This is a genomic window from Buttiauxella agrestis, assembly GCF_900446255.1.
Lineage (GTDB): Bacteria > Pseudomonadota > Gammaproteobacteria > Enterobacterales > Enterobacteriaceae > Buttiauxella > Buttiauxella agrestis.
In genome coordinates, this window is the sequence record NZ_UIGI01000001.1 from 307999 (window position 1) to 326642 (window position 18644).

The window sequence follows — 18644 nt, forward strand, 5'->3', positions numbered from 1 at the left end:
GTCATGGTTAGGCTTGATAAGAACGATCCTCTGATGTTGGCAAGACAACTGCCAAATAAATCTGTCGCCCTGATTCTGGCTGGTGGGCGCGGTACCCGATTGAAAGATTTAACCTCTACACGCGCCAAGCCTGCCGTTCACTTTGGTGGCAAGTTCCGAATCATTGATTTCGCGCTGTCGAATTGCATTAACTCAGGTATTCGCCGCATCGGCGTGATCACCCAATATCAGTCACATACGCTGGTGCAGCATATTCAGCGCGGCTGGTCGTTTTTCAGTGAAGAGATGAACGAATTTGTCGATTTGCTCCCGGCGCAGCAGCGGGTACACGGTGAAAACTGGTATCGCGGCACGGCGGATGCGGTGACGCAAAACCTCGACATTATTCGCCGCTACAAAGCGGAGTATGTCGTTATCCTCGCGGGCGATCATATCTACAAGCAAGATTACTCCCGTATGTTGATTGACCACGTGGAGAAAGGGGCGCGTTGTACGGTGGCATGTATGCCAGTGCCGTTGCACGAAGCTTCGGCATTTGGTGTGATGGCGGTGGATAGCGAAGAGAAAATTATCGAATTCGTGGAAAAACCGGCTAACCCGCCGTCGATGCCAGGCGACGATAGCAAAGCGCTCGCCAGCATGGGGATCTACGTTTTCGATGCAGATTATCTCTACGAATTGCTGGAAGCCGACGACAAAGACGAAAACTCAAGCCACGACTTCGGGAAAGATATCATTCCGTACGTCATGAAATCCGGCTCGGCCTTCGCCCATCCATTCCCGCTTTCTTGCGTGCAGTCTGACCCTGATGCCGAACCATACTGGCGCGATGTCGGGACGCTGGAAGCCTACTGGAAAGCCAACCTCGACCTCGCTTCGGTAACACCAGAGCTGGATATGTACGATCGGGATTGGCCGATCCGTACTCATATGGAACCGTTGCCTCCGGCGAAATTTGTACAAGACCGCTCGGGCAGCCACGGCATGACGCTGAACTCGTTGGTTTCTGGCGGCTGCATTATTTCCGGTTCGGTGGTGGTTCAGTCGGTGTTGTTCCCGCGAGTGCGCGTCAATTCGTTTTGCAACATTGACTCTTCAGTATTGCTGCCAGATGTCATTGTCGGGCGCTCCTGCCGTTTACGCCGTTGTATTATCGACCGCGCCTGCATCATTCCTGAAGGCATGGTAGTGGGGGAAAACGCTGAAGAAGATGCACGCCGTTTCTACCGTTCCGAAGAAGGTATTGTGCTGGTGACACGGGAAATGCTGGCCAAACTGCCAGGTTAGGATTGACCTACGCGCAGCAGGGGCTGCGCGTTGTAATTTTATCGTTTGGCGTTTGATTTTTTACGCCACGACTTTCCATACGGGAGCGATAATGCAGGTCTTACATGTATGTTCTGAAATGTTTCCACTGCTAAAAACGGGTGGTCTGGCAGATGTGCTTGGTGCTCTACCGGCGGCACAAATTGCAGGAGGTGTTGAGACGAGAGTCCTGCTGCCTGCATTCCCGGATATCCGTCGTGGCATTGTTGATGCGCAGGTCGTCGCACATCGTGACACCTTCGCGGGTCATATGACTTTGTTATATGGCCACTTCAACGGCGTGGGGATTTACCTGATTGACGCTCCACATTTATACGAACGCCCAGGCAGCCCGTATCACGATACTAACCAGTTCGCTTACACCGATAACGTGCACCGTTTTGCATTGCTCGGATGGGTCGGCGCTGAGATGGCATGTGGTCTGGATCCCTTCTGGCACCCGGATATTGTGCATGCGCATGACTGGCATGCGGGCCTGGTGCCAGCGTATCTCGAGGCCCGTGGTCGCCCGGCAAAGTCGGTATTTACCGTTCACAACCTGGCTTACCAGGGGCTGTTTTACGCCCATCATATGAATGAAATTGACCTGCCATGGTCGTTCTACAACATGAACGGCCTGGAGTTTAACGGTCAAATTTCGTACTTGAAAGCTGGCCTTTACTATGCTGATCATATTACGGCGGTCAGCCCGACGTATGCCCGTGAGATCACCGAGCCGCAATTTGCTTACGGGATGGAAGGGCTGCTGCGCCAGCGCCACCGCGAGGGACGGCTGTCCGGCATTCTTAACGGCGTAGACGAAAAAATTTGGGACCCGGCTCATGACTTGCTTCTGGCTTCGCGTTACACCCGCGACACGCTGGAAGAAAAAGCCGAGAACAAGCGTCAGTTGCAGGTGGCGATGGGGCTGAAGGTTAACGACAAAGCGCCGCTGTTTGCGGTAGTGAGCCGTTTGACCAGCCAGAAAGGTTTGGATTTGGTGCTGGAAGCGTTGCCGGGATTGCTCGAGCAAGGCGGGCAACTGGCGTTGCTGGGCGCGGGTGATACCGTCATGCAGGAAGGTTTCCTGGCGGCGGCGGCCGAACACCCTGGGCAAGTTGGGGTTCAAATCGGTTATCACGAAGCTTTCTCGCACCGCATTATGGGGGGCGCCGATGTGATTCTGGTGCCGAGCCGTTTTGAGCCTTGTGGTTTAACGCAATTGTATGGTTTGAAGTACGGCACTTTGCCGCTGGTACGGCGTACGGGTGGGCTTGCAGACACCGTATCTGACAGCTCGCTGGAAAACCTGGCTGACGGTATCGCCAGTGGATTCGTGTTTGAAGACAGTAATGCCTGGTCGCTACTAAGAGCGATTCGGCGTGCCTTCGTGTTGTGGTCTCGCCCTTCGCTGTGGCGGTTTGTTCAGCGTCAGGCAATGGGCATGGATTTTAGCTGGCAGGTAGCGGCGCATTCCTACCGCGACTTGTACCAACGTTTGCTGTAGACATCCACCAGGAATCACTGATATGAACGCACCCTTTTCCTATGCTTCACCGACGCTCAGTATTGAGGCGTTAAAGCACTCAATAGCTTATAAACTGATGTTTACGGTTGGGAAAGACCCTGCCATTGCGAACAAGCATGAGTGGCTCAACGCCACATTATTTGCCGTTCGTGACCGGTTGGTAGAACGCTGGCTGCGTTCAAACCGTGCTCAGCTTTCCCAGGAAGTTCGCCAGGTTTACTATCTGTCGATGGAGTTTTTGATTGGCCGCACTCTTTCTAACGCACTGCTTTCATTAGGCATTTATGAAGATGTCAAAAATGCGCTGGAAGAGATGGGGCTTGATCTCGAAGAGTTGATTGACGAAGAGAACGACCCCGGCCTCGGCAATGGCGGGTTAGGTCGTCTCGCCGCCTGTTTCCTCGATTCAATGGCAACGCTTGGTTTGCCTGGCCGTGGTTACGGTATTCGCTACGACTACGGCATGTTTAAACAAAATATCGTTGATGGCCGCCAGAAAGAGTCCCCGGATTATTGGCTTGAATACGGTAATCCGTGGGAATTTAAACGCCACAATACGCGCTACAAAGTGCGCTTTGGCGGGCGTGTGCAAATGGAAGCGAAGAAATTCCGCTGGGTAGAAACCGAAGAGATTTTGGCGGTGGCGTATGACCAGATAATCCCTGGCTACGACACCGATGCGACTAACACGCTGCGCCTGTGGAATGCCCAGGCGAGTAGCGAGATTAATCTGGGTAAATTTAACCAGGGCGATTATTTCGCTGCGGTAGAAGATAAAAACCATTCGGAAAACGTCTCCCGCGTACTTTACCCGGATGACTCGACCTATTCCGGCCGGGAACTGCGTTTGCGCCAGGAATATTTCCTCGTCTCCTCCACTGTGCAGGACATTCTCAGCCGCCATTACCAGTTGCATAAAACCTACGACAATCTGGCGGATAAAATCGCCATTCACCTTAACGATACGCACCCGGTGTTGGCGATCCCTGAGCTGATGCGTTTGCTCATCGACGAGCATAAATTCACCTGGGAAGATGCGTTTGAAGTCACCTGCCAGGTGTTCTCGTACACCAACCACACGCTGATGAGCGAGGCGCTGGAAACCTGGCCGGTAGACATGTTAGGTAAAATTCTGCCGCGCCATTTGCAGATCATCTTTGAGATTAACGACTACTTCCTGAAAACCTTGCAGGAGCAGTATCCGAACGATACCGGTCTGCTGGGGCGCACCTCGATTATTGATGAATCGAACGGGCGTAAAGTCCGTATGGCGTGGCTTGCGGTGGTCGCCAGCCATAAAGTGAACGGCGTTTCTGAGCTGCACTCCAACCTGATGGTGCAGTCGCTGTTTGCCGATTTCGCCGCGATCTTCCCGATGCGTTTTTGCAACAAAACCAACGGTGTGACGCCGCGCCGCTGGCTGGCACTGGCGAACCCGCCGCTTTCAGAAGTGCTGGATGAAAATATCGGGCGCACCTGGCGCACCGATCTCAGCCAACTGAACGATCTGAAGCAGCATATTGATTACCCGACGGTGCATCAGGATGTTCGCAAGGCGAAGCTCGCCAACAAGAAGCGCCTGGCAAGTTACATCGGCCAGCAGCTCAATGTAGTGGTGAACCCGAACGCGTTATTTGATGTGCAAATCAAACGTATTCACGAGTACAAACGCCAGCTGATGAACGTGCTGCACGTGATTACGCGCTACAACCGCATCAAGGCCGATCCGACAGCAGATTGGGTGCCGCGCGTGAATATCTTCGCCGGTAAAGCGGCGTCAGCGTATTACATGGCGAAGCACATCATTCATCTCATCAATGATGTGGCGACGGTGATCAACAACGATCCGGTGGTAAAAGATCGTTTAAAAGTCGTGTTCATCCCGAACTACAGCGTTAGCCTGGCGCAGATCATTATTCCGGCGGCGGATCTCTCCGAGCAGATTTCGCTGGCGGGAACGGAGGCTTCCGGCACAAGTAACATGAAGTTTGGCCTGAACGGTGCGCTGACTATCGGCACGCTCGACGGTGCAAACGTTGAAATGCTGGAGCACGTTGGCGCGGATAATATCTTTATCTTCGGCAATACGGCGGAAGAGGTCGAAACGCTGCGGCGTAAAGGCTATAAGCCGCGTGAATATTACGAGCAAGATGAAGAGCTGCATCAGGTGCTGACGCAAATCGGCACGGGGACGTTCAGCCCGGATGAGCCAACGCGTTACCGTGATCTGCTGGATTCACTGATTAACTTTGGTGACCACTATCAGGTGCTGGCAGATTACCGCAGCTATGTGGATTGCCAGGACAGGGTAGATGAGCTGTATCGCCAGCCGGAAGAGTGGACGATTCGCACTATGCACAATATCGCCAATATGGGTTATTTCTCGTCAGACAGGACGATTCAGGAATACGCCGATGAGATTTGGCATATTAAGCCGGTGAGATTGTAACTATTCCCCTCACCCTAACCCTCTCCCTCAGGGAGAGGGCCGGGGTGAGGGTTGTTCTCACGCAAATATCAGCACAACTCCAGTTGCACGTTATTCTCGGCAATCACCTGCATCACGCCTGCGGGCGGCATCATATCGGTATAAACCTGGTCGACAAGGCTAATACTGCCAAGATTCACCATCGCATTCCGGCCAAATTTAGAGTGATCCACCACCAGCATTACGCAGCGCGAGTTTTCAATAATCGCGCGTTTGGTGCGAACTTCGTGGTAATCAAATTCCAGCAGCGAGCCGTCGCCATCGATGCCGCTGATCCCCAGAATGCCGAAATCCAGGCGGAACTGAGAGATAAAATCGAGCGTCGCTTCGCCGATAATTCCGCCGTCGCGGCTGCGTAACTCGCCGCCTGCCAGAATAATGCGGAAATCTTCTTTAACTTTGAGCGTATTCGCCACGTTCAGGTTGTTGGTCACGACGCGCAAATTGCTGTGGTTTAGCAACGCATGAGCGACCGCTTCTGGCGTGGTGCCGATATCAATAAACAGCGTGGCACCATTTGGGATTTGGCTGGCCACCTTTTGCGCGATGCGCTCTTTTTCCGCTGTTTGAGTCGCTTTGCGGTCATGCCACGGTGTATTCACAGAACTTGAAGGCAGTGCCGCGCCTCCGTGGTGGCGCATGATCAAGTTCTGGTCAGCCAGATCGTTGAGATCGCGGCGAATGGTTTGCGGGCTAACCGCAAACTGCTCAACCAGCTCTTCTGTGCTGACATATCCCTGTTTTTTAACCAGTTCGACAATCGCATCATGACGTTGTGTTTGCTTCACGCTGTTTTATTCTCCTGAAATGCTATGTTCGTTTTCGCGCATGCATTGTATCAACCAGCGCCATCGCCAGGCCAACAACCAGGCCGGTGATGTGTGCGGCGTTGGCGATAGACATTCCTAAAACATCGAAAAATCCTATCACAATCCACAATACCGCAAAGGCTAACAGGCCGCGCTGCATGTAGATGCCGCTGTCGGGGTCACGTTCGCCACGCAGCCAGACATAACCCATTAATGCGTATACCACACCGGATAAGCCACCAAACAGCGGGCCGCCGAATTTCGCCTGCACGAAACCGCTCAGAAGCGCTGAAACGAGCGTCAACGTAATGAGTTTACCGCTGCCGAGGCGCTTTTCCACCGGGCCGCCGAGATACCACCACCACAGCAAGTTAAACGCGATATGCATAATAGAAAAGTGCATCAACGCGTGGCTGAAGTAGCGCCACAGCTCGTAGTGCAAACTCTCTTTATACGGCCAGGCGAGCCAAACCATGACGGTACGATCGCCCATCACCTGCATCAGCAGGTAGACCAGCACGCAGGCGGCCATGATGACCATGGTGAAGGGCCCAGCTTTCTGCGTAATGGTGGCGAGGAAAGGGTAGCGCTGGTACTGCAAGCCGCTGCCGGTGTGGCCCGTGTTCCAGCTTGCCGCCAGATAACGTGCATCACCGGGATTCACGAGGAATTGTTCAAGCTCGGCACGGACACGGGATTCCTGGCTGTCGTTCGCTAGCCAGATATCACTTTGCTCATGCCGTTGAATCGTGAGGATAATCCCCTGCGTCGCCATATAGTCGACAAATGCCTGCGCGACTCGCGGGTTGGCAAACGAGGTAATCATGATCATAAGGTTTCAACTAAATCCGTATAAAAAAATGATTATACCTGCAACGCCACCATTTCCTGACGACTTAAGACGCGCCGTGTTCGACTTCTGCCGGGAAATGGCGATGCCATGCGTCAAAACCACCGTCGACGCTATACACCTGATCGTAACCTTGTTGCAGCAGATATTGCGCCGCACCTTTGCTGCTATTGCCGTGATAGCACATCACCATCACCGGGGTTTCAAAATCGGTTTGCTGCATAAAGGCAACCAAACGATCGTTAGTCAGATGAAACGCGCCCGGCGTGTGGCCCATCGCAAAGCTCTGCGGATCGCGGATATCAACTAATACTGCCTGGTTTTGTTGCAACTTCTGGTGCGCTTCTTCCACACCAATACACTCAAACGTTTCCATGGATTTGCTCGTATTTTTATTAAATTGGCTTACGCCATATTAAGGGAATCTGCCCTCTGGCCGCTGATATTAACGCCATTATGTTATCCATATCACGCAGTAATGTTTTTTTTTCGTTACAAACCGCGCGTAGTCTTGCTAGTATGAGCGATAACGAACATATTTGAACTTTAACGAAAGCGTGTGAGGGCAACATGGAAACTAAAGATCTGATTGTGATTGGCGGAGGAATTAACGGGGCAGGTATCGCCGCTGACGCTGCAGGCCGTGGTTTATTCGTGTTGATGCTTGAAGCTCAGGACTTAGCCAGCGCCACCTCGTCGCAAAGCTCGAAGCTTATCCACGGCGGCCTGCGCTACCTGGAACATTACGAATTCCGCCTGGTGAGTGAAGCACTTGCCGAGCGCGAAGTGCTGTTGAATATGGCTCCTCATATTGCTTTCCCGATGCGCTTTCGTTTGCCACACCGCCCGCATTTACGCCCGGCGTGGATGATTCGTATTGGCCTGTTTATGTACGACCACCTGGGTAAACGCACCAGTTTGCCGGCATCCACCAGTTTGCGTTTTGGCGCAGATTCCGTCCTGAAACCCAATATTGTGCGCGGTTTCGAATATTCTGACTGCTGGGTAGATGATGCTCGCCTGGTTCTGGCGAACGCGCAGATGGTGACGCGCGAAGGCGGCGAGGTGAAAACCCGTACCCGCGCCACCCGTGCGCGTCGTGAAAACGGCCTGTGGGTTGTGGAAGCGCAGGATATTGATACCGGCGAAACCTTTACCTGGCGTGCTCGCGGCCTGGTCAACGCGACTGGCCCGTGGGTGAAAAACTTCTTTGACGACGGCCTACAACTGCCTTCGCCATACGGCATCCGCCTGATTAAAGGCAGCCACATTGTGGTGCCGCGCGTGCACAACCAGAAGCAGGCTTATATTCTGCAAAACGAAGATAAGCGCATTGTGTTCGTGATTCCGTGGATGGATGAGTTCTCTATTATTGGCACTACCGATGTGGAATATAAGGGCGATCCGAAAGATGTTCACATTGATGATAACGAAATCAATTACCTGCTGAATGCCTATAACGCGCACTTTAAAAAGACGCTGAGCCGCGAAGATATCGTCTGGACATACTCCGGCGTGCGCCCACTTTGCGATGATGAATCTGATTCGCCGCAGGCAATTACGCGTGATTACACGCTCGATATCCATGACGAGCAGGGCAAAGCGCCGCTGTTGTCGGTATTTGGCGGCAAACTGACGACCTACCGCAAACTGGCAGAACACGCGCTGGATAAGCTGAAAGGCTATTACCCGAAAATGGGACCGAGCTGGACAAAAGGCAGCACGTTGCCAGGCGGTGATATTCAGGGCGATCGCGATGATTACGCGGCACAGCTGCGCCGCCGTTATACCTTCCTGACCGAAAGCCTGGCTCGCCGTTTCTCACGCACTTACGGTAGTAATAGCGATTTGATTCTGGCAGGAAAGACCAGCATTGGCGATTTAGGCGAAGATTTCGGGCACGAGTTTTTTGAAGCCGAATTGCGTTACCTGGTCGAACATGAGTGGGTGCGTAGCGTTGATGATGCGATCTGGCGTCGTACCAAATTAGGGATGTGGCTTACGAAAGAGCAGCAGGAGCGAGTCGCGCAATGGCTGGGAAAGCGTAACGGTAAGGCGCATTTGTCACTGGCTTCGTGATGTTGCAGAAACTCCCGCAAGGGAGTTTCTGATTTTACAGCCACGCCTGTTTTAAAGTTAAAACGGCGCTAAGAATATCCGGCTCACTAATCCCCGCAAAACCCAGAATCAGCCCGTAATGGTTGGCATTTTCTGGTGCTCCTGCAAGCCAGAGCGAGCTTAAGGGTGTGATTTCCACTCCCGCTGCTGCCGCTTTAGTGTGTAACTCTTGTTCACGTTCCTGAGAAACAAGCCGAACCGTAACATGCAGCCCAGAGTTAACTTCCGGCATTTCACCGATATGGCTTAAATGTTCGCGCCAGGCTGCCAGCAATGTGTTGCGTCGGGCAAGTGATACACGTCTCATGCGGCGAATGTGCGGATGAAAATAGCCTTCAGCAATAAAGTCTGCCATCACACGCTGATCGTTAATCGGTGGCTGGCGGCTGGAAAGCGTGCGGAGTAAAACAAGATTTTCAACAAGATGCGCAGGTGCGACCAGGTAACCCAGGCGCAAGCTGGGGTACATCACTTTCGAAAAAGAGCCGATATAAAGTACACGCTGCGCTTTATCAAGTGCTGCCAGTGGCATGATCGGAGTGCCGCTGTAACGGTATTCGCCATCGTAATCATCCTCAATGATCCACGCCTGATTTTGCTGCGCCCAATTCAGTAACTCAATTCGCCTTGGCAGTGACATGGTTGCACCTGTCGGGTACTGACATGAAGGGCTGACATAGGCGAGGCGCGCGTCCGGGTAATCGTTCAGCTGGTCGGTCATTAAGCCTTCTTCATCAACATTTATCGGGTTGATGTTGAGCCCCAGACAAGAAAATACGCCTGCTGCTGCCCAGTAGCAGGGGTTTTCCAGAACGACATTGTCGCCTGGATACGTCAGGATCCCTGTTGCCGTCATGATGGCTTGCTGCGCGCCAAGAGTAATGAGGATTTGCGACGGTTCGCACTTTATCCCACGGGTGTTGCGCAGGTAGTGGGCAAGTAGTTCGCGTAGTTGAAGGTCTCCCGCAGGATCGCCATAACCCATATGCTGTATAGGATGCCGCCTCCAGAAACGATTTTGCAGCCGCGACCAGACTTCAAAGGGAAACTGATCCAGCGCGGGTAAACCGATTCGGAAAGCTTTCGGTAATCCACCATGTATTAAATGACGATTAAAGGCTTCTGCATGTAACAAGCGTGGCCGGACGGAGCGCGGAAAGTTTATCCGTACTTCTGGGGCCTCTGGCGCTACGGGGGAAAGGTCTTTAATGAATGTCCCATCACCAAGCCGCACTTCCAAAAATCCCTCTGCATATAGCCTTTCGTAAACATTCACGACGGTATTACGCGATATGCCCAGTAATTTTGCCAGTTCGCGTGTCGCCGGTAGCTTCGCACCGCCCGAACCGGGCATCGTTAAAATACGTTCTCTTAGGGCAATATAGAGTTGTTCCGTGCGTTTCCTGCCAGGCTGTAGGGTAATCCCTGTGAGTTCAAAAGAGGGTTTAGTCTGCAAAAATTGGCACCTTAATATTGGTGGTTTTTGGCTCTTTTATACAACCAATGTGGCCAATAAGATAGCGGCATAGTGCGCTGGCCTGGTCATATTTTCACCGGTGTCAGAGCGACTCTTTTTGCTAACTGATAAAGGCTTCCTCATGACTAATAATGCATTCGTTATCTATGCCGCAAAAAAAATTATTACTATGTGTCCTTCGCAGCCAGAAGCGACGCACGTAGCGGTTCGTGACGGTAAAATCCTGGCTGTGGGATCGCTCGAGGAACTTCAGGGTTGGGGCGAATACATCCTGGATCAAACCTTTGCCGATAAAATCATTGTCCCAGGCCTGGTCGAAGCGCATTCCCACGCAACGGGTGGGGGCATGTGGCAGTTCCCGTATGTTGGATATTACGATCGCCCGGATTACACCGGCAAAGTCTGGAAGGGCTGCCGTTCATTTGATGAAGTGGTCGCTGCGCTGAAAATCATCGAGTCTGAGATGACTGACCCCGATGCTCCGCTGATCGCCTGGGGCGTTGATCCCATCTATTTTGGCAGCGAAAAATTAGGGCGCAAACACCTCGACCAGGTATCGACGACTCGTCCGGTGGCGGTTATTCATATGAGCATCCACTTGATGGGGGCTAACACCTGCGCTCTGCACGATTGCGGAATTTACGACGACTGCGCCATTGAAGGTGTAGTGAAAAATGACGACGGCACACTGCACGGTGAGCTGGTCGAATTCGCGGCTATGGGGCCTATTCTGGATAAATATGGATTCTGGGATGAGCTAACAACCGAAAAGGCCATCCGTAATTTCGGCCAGGAAGCATTTCGCGCGGGTTGTACCAGTGCCGCGGACATGGGGCTGACAGACTTTAGCAATCCGGAGCTTACCGCGAACTACATCCGTATGACGCGTGAAAGCAGTTTTCCGATCCGCCTTTTAGTCGCTTACGGTCCTCCATTTGTGAAAAAACCGTTTATTGAAGCGATCGACTTTGCCACTGATGTCATGAAACATGGCCATGAGAAAATGATTTTCGGCCCAATGAAAATCTTCCTGGATGGTTCGATTCAGGGTGGGTCAGGGCGTATGTTGTCGCCAGGGTATTACCAGACGGGTAAAAACGGCGCCTGGAATGCCACGCCTGAGCAGGTTGACAGCCAGGTATATGAAATTATGTCTCGGGGTTATCAGGTGCATTGTCATTGCAATGGTGATGAGGCATCTGAAGCGTTTATTCAGGCCGTTGAGAAAACGCTAAACCGCATCCCGGCGGCGAATCATCGCGCCACTATGCAGCATGCGCAGATGCTGCGTGAAGATCAGTTCAGACGTATCAAGACCTTGGGCATGTGTGTGAACTTCTTTAGTAACCATATCTATTACTGGGGCGATCAGCATTACGCTAAAACGATGGGACCTGAGCGTGCAAAACGCATGAACGCCTGTGGTAGCGCGGTGCGTCACGGTATTCCTTTTGCTTTCCATAGTGACTGCGGTATTACACCGGTTAACCCGCTGTTTACCGGCTGGTGCGCGGTTAATCGTCTGACAGCGTCAGGGCGCACACTGGGTGAATACGAGAAAATTTCCGTGGAGCAAGCGCTGTACGGCATGACGCTTGGTGCGGCCTATACCATGAAAGCCGACCATCTGATTGGCAGCATCGAATGTGGTAAATATGCAGATTTCACCATTCTGGAAGAAGATCCTCTCGCTATTAACCCAGTGAAACTCAAAGACATTGGCGTGTGGGGAACGGTTCTGGGTGGTCGGGTTCAGCCGATCGACGCTTAACGCCCTCTCTTTATGGCAGCTTATCGCTGCCAGTTTTCTTGAAAATTTATTAACTGATTGATTGTCAGTGGATTTTCTATTGCCCTAAATAGATGAAAAGGTAATTTGCTATGAGTTCATATGCCCCTTCACTGGGTGGTTCATCCGGTGTAAAAACGTCGACCGGAATGCAATGGCTACCTCTGCTGGTTTTGTGCCTTGCTCAGCTCTCAACCTCAGGTGATAACGCGACCCTGAGTATTGCAACGGGGGCGCTGGTCAGCGATCTTCACGCTTCTATGGCGCTGGTGAGTATCGCCAATGCCATGTATTCGCTGGCTGCTGGCTCGCTGATGGTTGCTGCGGGTATGGTGGGTTTGATTGTTGGCTGGAAGAAAACATTTCGTATCGGCTGCTCTTTGTTATTCCTCGCTGAACTGACGGCATTTTTCTCCCCTAATATGGAAGTGTTCACCTACGGGGCGCGTTTGCTTTCAGGTATCGGGGGGAGCTTTATGATCCCTTCAGTTTTGGGTCTTATCGCCAGTAACTACAAAGGCTCACAGCAGGCGGTCGCGTTTGGAGCCATTGGTGCTGCAAGCGGAGTCTCGTTTGTTGCCGGACCAATCGTGTGTGGTTTGTTGGTGGATCATCTTGGCTGGCGTTATGCTTTTGCCGCGATCGCCTGTTTGTGCGTGGTTATTTTTGCGGGTTCTTTTTTGGTTCCCACGCCTGCCAAACCAGAACGCAAAGTGACTTTTGATCTGCCGGGCGTCGTGTTAACGGTCATCGGCCTGTTTAGTGTGATCTTAGGTTTCCTGAAAGTTTCAAGTTGGGGTCTTTTCACCCCGTTCGATGCACCGTTCACGATTTTCGGTTGCAGCCCAGCGCCGTTCCTCGTGCTGTTTGGTTTGGTTGTGCTGGCTATCATGCTGAAATGGGAGCGTTATCGCGAAGCGAAAGTTGGCAGCGCACTTATTCCTCTCTCTTTCTTGTCCACACCGCAAGTCCGTAACGGTCTGTGCCTGACGGCGTTTATTTTCCTCGCTTACGGCTCCGGTATTTTCGTTACAGTCAGCTTTGTTCAGGTTGTTGTCGGCCTCAATAGCATCCAGACCGGCTTGATGATTTTACCGTTCGCGCTGGGTGTGGTGATCTTTTCGCTTGGCTTGCCAGTCGTCTACAAAAACGCTAATCCAAAACGTATGTGTCAGGGCGCGCTGGTGATTGGAACCATCGGTTCCGTACTGTGTATTTTTGGTTTCCAGCCCGCAAGTTTTACCGCGATTGTCCCGCTGGGCATGTGTTTTATTGGGATTAGCATGGGTGTGGTTTCTGCTTATTCCAGCTACATTGTCACCAGTGCATTACCGGCCCGCGATGCGCAGCAATCAGGAGGTGTGCAGGCGACTTCCCGTAACGTTGGTCAGGCCATTGGTGTGGCCGTTTGCGGTATGGTGATGCTGACTGCTGTGACGATGAGTGTACAAAGTGCCACCCGCAATGACAGCCAGCTAAGCCCGGACTCTCAGGCTAAGGTCTCTCAAATGGCCGTTATACCTTATCTGAGTGACGCCAATTTCTCTAAACTCATGTTAAAAAATGGAATTTCTCAGCATGATGTTCCAGCATTAACCAATGACTACCAGCATGCGCGTTTAAATGCGACTCGAGCGGGGATGGTGGCGACTGCGGTTATGACCTTATTGTTCCTGTTTGGGACTCGTAATCTGCCTACACGTACTAAAACCAATCAGTCTGATGAAGTTGAAGATAAACGTAAGAATAAAGCGCTGTAACTCAAATGAATTAATGAGTTTTTGCTGTCGCTCAAGCTGATCATTGCCAGCGCGCATTCTTTATTGAATGTGCGCTTTGGCGCTTCCAGAGCAACGAGAAAAATATGACAACACATTCCTCCTCTCCTCAAGTCGCTTTTTGGTTGCCGCTAGCGGTACTTTGTTTAGCCCAATTTATCGCTTCTGCCGATAACGTCACATTAAGTATTGCCACTCATGCGCTGATGAACGATCTCGGTGCATCAATGAGCCAGGTCAGTACCGCCAACACCATGTATCCGCTGGTGGCAGGGACATTTATGATTGCGGGCGGCATGCTCGGTGGAGTAATCGGCTGGCGTCGCAATTTCCGTTTAGGATGTGCAATCTATTTACTTGCAGAACTTTGCGCCATCCTCTCGCCATCCATAGATGTCTTTATTTGGGTTGCGCGCATTCTTGCGGGGATTGGCGGTAGTTTTATGATCCCCTCGGTGTTTGGGTTAATTACCGGGCTTTATCGTGGCCGCCAGCAGGCTATGGCCTTTGGCGCATTGGGCGCGGCAAGCGGTGTTTCTTTCGCGCTTGGGCCGATTGTCTGTGGGGCTTTGCTGGATACGCTGGGCTGGCGCTGGGCCTTCGGTGCGATGAGTCTGCTGCTCATCGGGGTTTTAAGTTGCTCGTTGCTGATTAAAGAACCAGAGCAAAGTGGTCAGGCTATTCGTTTTGATTTTCCGGGTTTTATTCTGGCCACTCTTGGCCTTTTTTTAGTGATTTTCGGCATCCTGCAAATTTCGAGTTGGGGACTCCTGACCCCGTTTAACCCTCCTTTTACCTTGTTCTCACTAAGCCCTGCGTTATTTCTGGTTGCGGTGGGAGGATTGGTGTTGTTTCTCATGCTGCGCTGGGAGCGTATTCGTGAGCGACGCACCGGGAGTGCAATGGTGCCACGCGCTTTTCTTCACACGCCGCAAGTTCGAGCAGGACTCTACTTAACGGCCTATATTTTCTTCGCCTACAGCTCAGGTATTTTCTGTGTGGTGAGCTTTTCACAGCTGGTTATTGGACTCAATGCGATAGAAACCGGCTGGCTGATTGTTCCGTTTGCGTTATGTCTTGCCAGTTGTTCTTTAGGTTTACCCATTATTTTACATAAGCGTAATCCGCGCAAAGAGTGCCGTATCGGCCTGTGTGCCGGGATTCTGGGGGCGCTAGTGACAGCTGCCGGAATTAATGAGCACATTTTCAGCCTGGCGCTGATAACCCTTGGCTTATGTTTTATTGGTGCCAGCATGGGCATTATTGCTGCAAATGCGCCGTTTTTAGTTACCAGCGGATTGCCGGAAAAAGAATCGCGCCAGTCGGGAGGGATTCAGGCGGCAGCTCGGGATATTGGGCAGGCTTTAGGGGTCGCATTGGTGAGTATGGTGATGCTAACCACCTTAACGTTAAGCATGAAAAACCAGACCCAGGATGTGCCGCTGAGTTCACAAACACGGCAGATAATGCAGCATTTGGCGGTCATCCCCTATCTTGGCGACACCACGTTTAATGCCTTTATGGTTCAGACCGGGGTTAAATCTCAGGATTTACCCGCGTTAAATCACGTTTATCAACGTTCACGCGCAAAAGTAACGCGCTCAGGCTTATGGGCGATGGCTATCTTCACATTGTTATTTTTAGCAGGGACAAAAAACATCCCTACCGGAAAAAGGAATGACTCCGAAGGTTAAACCCCGTAGCCCATCATCTTCAGTAATTTCTGCGCATGCTGCACCGCATCCTGGCGGTGCGCGACGCCCAACTTCTGATACAAATTACGAATATGCGTTTTAATCGTGGTGGCCGCGACATCCAGTTCACCCGCGATTTGCTCATTGCTGTAACCCGAATAAATCAGCCCTAAAACTTGCCATTCGCGCTGAGTCAAAGGGCTGGTGCGGATTAACTCCGGCACTTCAGGGTGATTCAATAAACGGTTAACGAAGTTTTCGTCGAAGTGGGCGAACTTATGGCGATGGTGCTGGTTAATCTCACGCAAAATACGCTGCGCACGATGCTGATCTAATTCGGGTAGCGTGTTGAGCTGAATCAACTGGCGTAATTGCTGCGCCATCGCTTCCCCTTCAATCACAAAGTGACTGATAAACCCGGTGCGATTCGCCAGCGCCAACGCTTCCAGCAACACGCGCTGGGCATCGCTCTTACGCCCGGCTTGCCAGTAAAGCTGGTTCAGCAGCAGCAAGTTGCGGTTGAGATCACTCATTAAACGCAGGCTGCGGGCATTTTCGTTTAACTCTTCGAGCACCATTTCAGCCGGTTCGAAATCACTCAGCAAAATTTGTGCGCGGGCGATATTACGCCACTGGCTTTGGAGGAAATGGTTGTTGGCAAATTCTGGCTTGGGCGTCAGACGCAGCCAGTTGGCAGCAGATTTTTTATCTCCCGTCATTTGCCAGTAAATCACCCGGACTTTGTCCGCGTTAGAAACCCAGTCGCTATGGAATGCACCGTTGCCGAGCAAGTTTTCAAGTCTGTTCAGGTGATTACGCGCGTTATCTAAATCGCCTCTCGCCAGCGAACATTGCACTAACAGCGCCAGGCACTGTAACTGTTGTTGTGGCTGGTAGCCGGAAAGCACTTCCAGACCCATTCGCGTGGTGGCTTCCGCCTCATCCAGACGCGACCACGCCCACAGCAGTTGCGCACGAATACGCAGTAAAAACTCATGCAGAGGAAGTTGCTCAAGGTGTTGCTCTTCGATAAGCGCAAAGGCTTTCTCCTGGGACTCCCAGGCCGATTGCAGGAAACCCTGCGCCAGCAAAATTTCACTCTGCTGGCATAAGCCCCATAACGCGTAGTGCCACATGTCATGGCGGCGCGCCATTTGTTCAGTTTGCTGCATCACGGACAACGATTTGGTCAGCTCGCCTTTGCAATGCAGCACTTCGCCGTGGACGGAAGTGGCGACAATGCGGCTATAAAAACTGGCGAGCGGCAGCGTGTCGAGGGCAATCATCGCCAGGCGTTCGGCTTCATCAGGATTACCGTCATTAATGGCAACCTGAGCGCGTAGCGCATTGAACTCACCGTGCATGGTGTCGTCCATCACGACATTCATTTCTTGCTCGGCGCGGGCCAGCAGCGTGTTCACTTCGCTGTAGCGGTGCTGGCTTTGCATCAACCATGCTTGCAGGAGGACAAGTTTTGGATTTTCCAGCAAACTTTCCCACGGCAGCGCTTTTAACGACTCTTCCAGCAGCGTGAGCTCGCTGTGATTAAACAGCGCCCAGGCATGATGCAGCAAAATATCGCGCAGCAAGGTCGCGTCGCCTGCGGCTAAAGCGTGGTGAATGGCTTCACTTGGGAAGCCTTGCGCCATCCAGCTTTCTGCGGCGGCGCGATGGATATCCGGCAATTCAGTTGCCAGCTCCCACTGGCAACGCTGACGCAAGAAATTGCCAAACAGCGGGTGGAAACGGAACCACTCACCACTGTCGTCCATACGCTGAATAAACAAACCCTGACGCTCTGTCTCTTCCAGGCGCATCTGGCCATTTTCTTCGCCGGTGACGCGCACAATCAGCGCATCGTTCATGGAACGCAGAATCGAGCTGCGCAACAGGAAGTTACGGGTTTGCGCATCGACTTTATCCAGCACTTCATCGGCCAGATAGTCAGACAAATGGCTGGCGTTAATCCCAGAAAGGCGGCGCGCGGAATGATGTGCCGAAGAGTTACTGTTTTGCCTGGCGGAGAGCGCGATAAGTTGCAGCGCGGTTGCCCAACCTGCGACGTCGTCACACAGACTGTTGCTGTCGACGTGTTCGAGGGGGGAATTCAGGCGATGGTCGAAAAACAGCTTCGCTTCGTGGTGGGTGAAAGCAAGCTGTTGGCTACCGATTTCCAGCAGCTGATCGCGCACGCGTAAGTTAGCGATACCCAACTGCGGCAAATTGCGCGACAGCACCACCAGAGTCAGGTTTTCTGGCTGGTGGCGGATGAAAAAGCGCATCGCTTCGTGAATGACCGGGTTGGTAATCAGATGGTAATCATCGATGACTAAAAATAGCGGACGATGCCATTCCACCATTTCAATAAATAGCTGGGCGAATAACGCAGTCAGGCTCGAATACTGGCGCTTTTGCACCATCACTTCGCTGGTAACACAGTGACCAGACGTTGCTTGCTGAATTGCTGCTATCAAATAGCTGGCGAAACGTTCTTGTTGGTTATCGCCTTCATCAAGGGAGTACCAACCGAGTTCATTTTTCCCTGCCGCCCACTGCGAAACTAGCGTTGTTTTTCCATAGCCCGCCGGGCTGGTTATCAATGCCAGTCGATAGTTATTGGCTGTTGATAATTTCATCAACAGCCGGTCGCGGACCACTGTATTTTCCAGGCGTACTGGACGACTTAATTTGGAGGGAATCAGCATGGTCTGTCACTTCACTGTGTATGAAATATACCCGTCACCCTTCAAGATGCAGGGTTGTTGGCCGCTCTCATTCACCCGAATCACTTACTTGAGTAAGCTCATC

12 protein-coding genes are annotated in these 18644 nt (G+C 52.1%); 7 read left to right on the top strand and 5 right to left on the bottom strand.

What is annotated here, in order from left to right:
- Positions 1-3 precede the first annotated feature (3 nt).
- From glgC to glgP, 3 genes are all read left to right on the top strand, one after another.
- Positions 4-1287 carry a glucose-1-phosphate adenylyltransferase gene (gene glgC, locus DY231_RS01470; RefSeq protein ID WP_115627041.1) on the top strand — a complete coding sequence of 428 codons (1284 nt, stop codon included), beginning with the start codon at positions 4-6 and terminating at the stop codon, positions 1285-1287.
- A 91-nt stretch (positions 1288-1378) separates the two neighbouring features.
- The gene (gene glgA, locus DY231_RS01475; protein ID WP_034499218.1) at positions 1379-2812 is read left to right on the top strand and encodes a glycogen synthase GlgA; all 1434 of its coding nucleotides are present in this window, start codon (positions 1379-1381) and stop codon (positions 2810-2812) included.
- A 22-nt stretch (positions 2813-2834) separates the two neighbouring features.
- Positions 2835-5282, top strand: a complete 2448-nt coding sequence (gene glgP, locus DY231_RS01480) for a glycogen phosphorylase (protein ID WP_115627042.1) — start codon at positions 2835-2837, stop codon at positions 5280-5282.
- 68 nt (positions 5283-5350) lie between these two features.
- Here the strand turns inward: glgP and DY231_RS01485 are convergent, their stop codons facing one another.
- The 3 genes from DY231_RS01485 to glpE all read right to left on the bottom strand — a co-directional run bounded on the left by DY231_RS01485 (position 5351) and on the right by glpE (position 7356).
- Complete coding sequence (locus tag DY231_RS01485) at positions 5351-6109, bottom strand: DeoR/GlpR family transcriptional regulator (protein ID WP_034499201.1); 759 nt, start codon at positions 6107-6109, stop codon at positions 5351-5353.
- A 22-nt stretch (positions 6110-6131) separates the two neighbouring features.
- A complete protein-coding gene (gene glpG, locus DY231_RS01490) occupies positions 6132-6962 on the bottom strand; it encodes a rhomboid family intramembrane serine protease GlpG (protein WP_115627043.1) in 831 nt (276 codons plus the stop codon).
- Positions 6963-7026: 64 nt separating this feature from the next.
- A complete protein-coding gene (glpE, locus tag DY231_RS01495) occupies positions 7027-7356 on the bottom strand; it encodes a thiosulfate sulfurtransferase GlpE (protein ID WP_115627044.1) in 330 nt (109 codons plus the stop codon).
- A gap of 194 nt (positions 7357-7550) precedes the next feature.
- Here glpE and glpD point away from each other — a divergent pair, with 194 nt between their 5' ends.
- Positions 7551-9059 (top strand): glycerol-3-phosphate dehydrogenase, encoded by a 1509-nt coding sequence (gene glpD / locus DY231_RS01500; RefSeq protein WP_115627045.1) that lies wholly within the window; start codon positions 7551-7553, stop codon positions 9057-9059.
- A 34-nt stretch (positions 9060-9093) separates the two neighbouring features.
- Here the strand turns inward: glpD and pdxR are convergent, their stop codons facing one another.
- Positions 9094-10554 (bottom strand): MocR-like pyridoxine biosynthesis transcription factor PdxR, encoded by a 1461-nt coding sequence (gene pdxR / locus DY231_RS01505; RefSeq protein ID WP_115627046.1) that lies wholly within the window; start codon positions 10552-10554, stop codon positions 9094-9096.
- Between the two features lie 142 nt (positions 10555-10696).
- Here pdxR and DY231_RS01510 point away from each other — a divergent pair, with 142 nt between their 5' ends.
- The 3 genes from DY231_RS01510 (at position 10697) to DY231_RS01520 (ending at position 15836) form a co-directional block, all read left to right on the top strand.
- Positions 10697-12346 carry an amidohydrolase gene (locus tag DY231_RS01510; RefSeq protein ID WP_115627047.1) on the top strand — a complete coding sequence of 550 codons (1650 nt, stop codon included), beginning with the start codon at positions 10697-10699 and terminating at the stop codon, positions 12344-12346.
- 110 nt (positions 12347-12456) lie between these two features.
- Positions 12457-14124 (top strand): MFS transporter, encoded by a 1668-nt coding sequence (locus DY231_RS01515; RefSeq protein WP_115627048.1) that lies wholly within the window; start codon positions 12457-12459, stop codon positions 14122-14124.
- A 104-nt stretch (positions 14125-14228) separates the two neighbouring features.
- Positions 14229-15836, top strand: coding sequence for an MFS transporter (locus DY231_RS01520; RefSeq protein ID WP_115627049.1), 1608 nt, complete (start codon positions 14229-14231; stop codon positions 15834-15836).
- Here DY231_RS01520 and malT read toward each other — a convergent pair.
- Positions 15833-18541 (bottom strand): HTH-type transcriptional regulator MalT, encoded by a 2709-nt coding sequence (gene malT, locus DY231_RS01525; protein WP_115627050.1) that lies wholly within the window; start codon positions 18539-18541, stop codon positions 15833-15835. The genes DY231_RS01520 and malT overlap by 4 nt on opposite strands.
- Positions 18542-18644 lie beyond the last annotated feature (103 nt).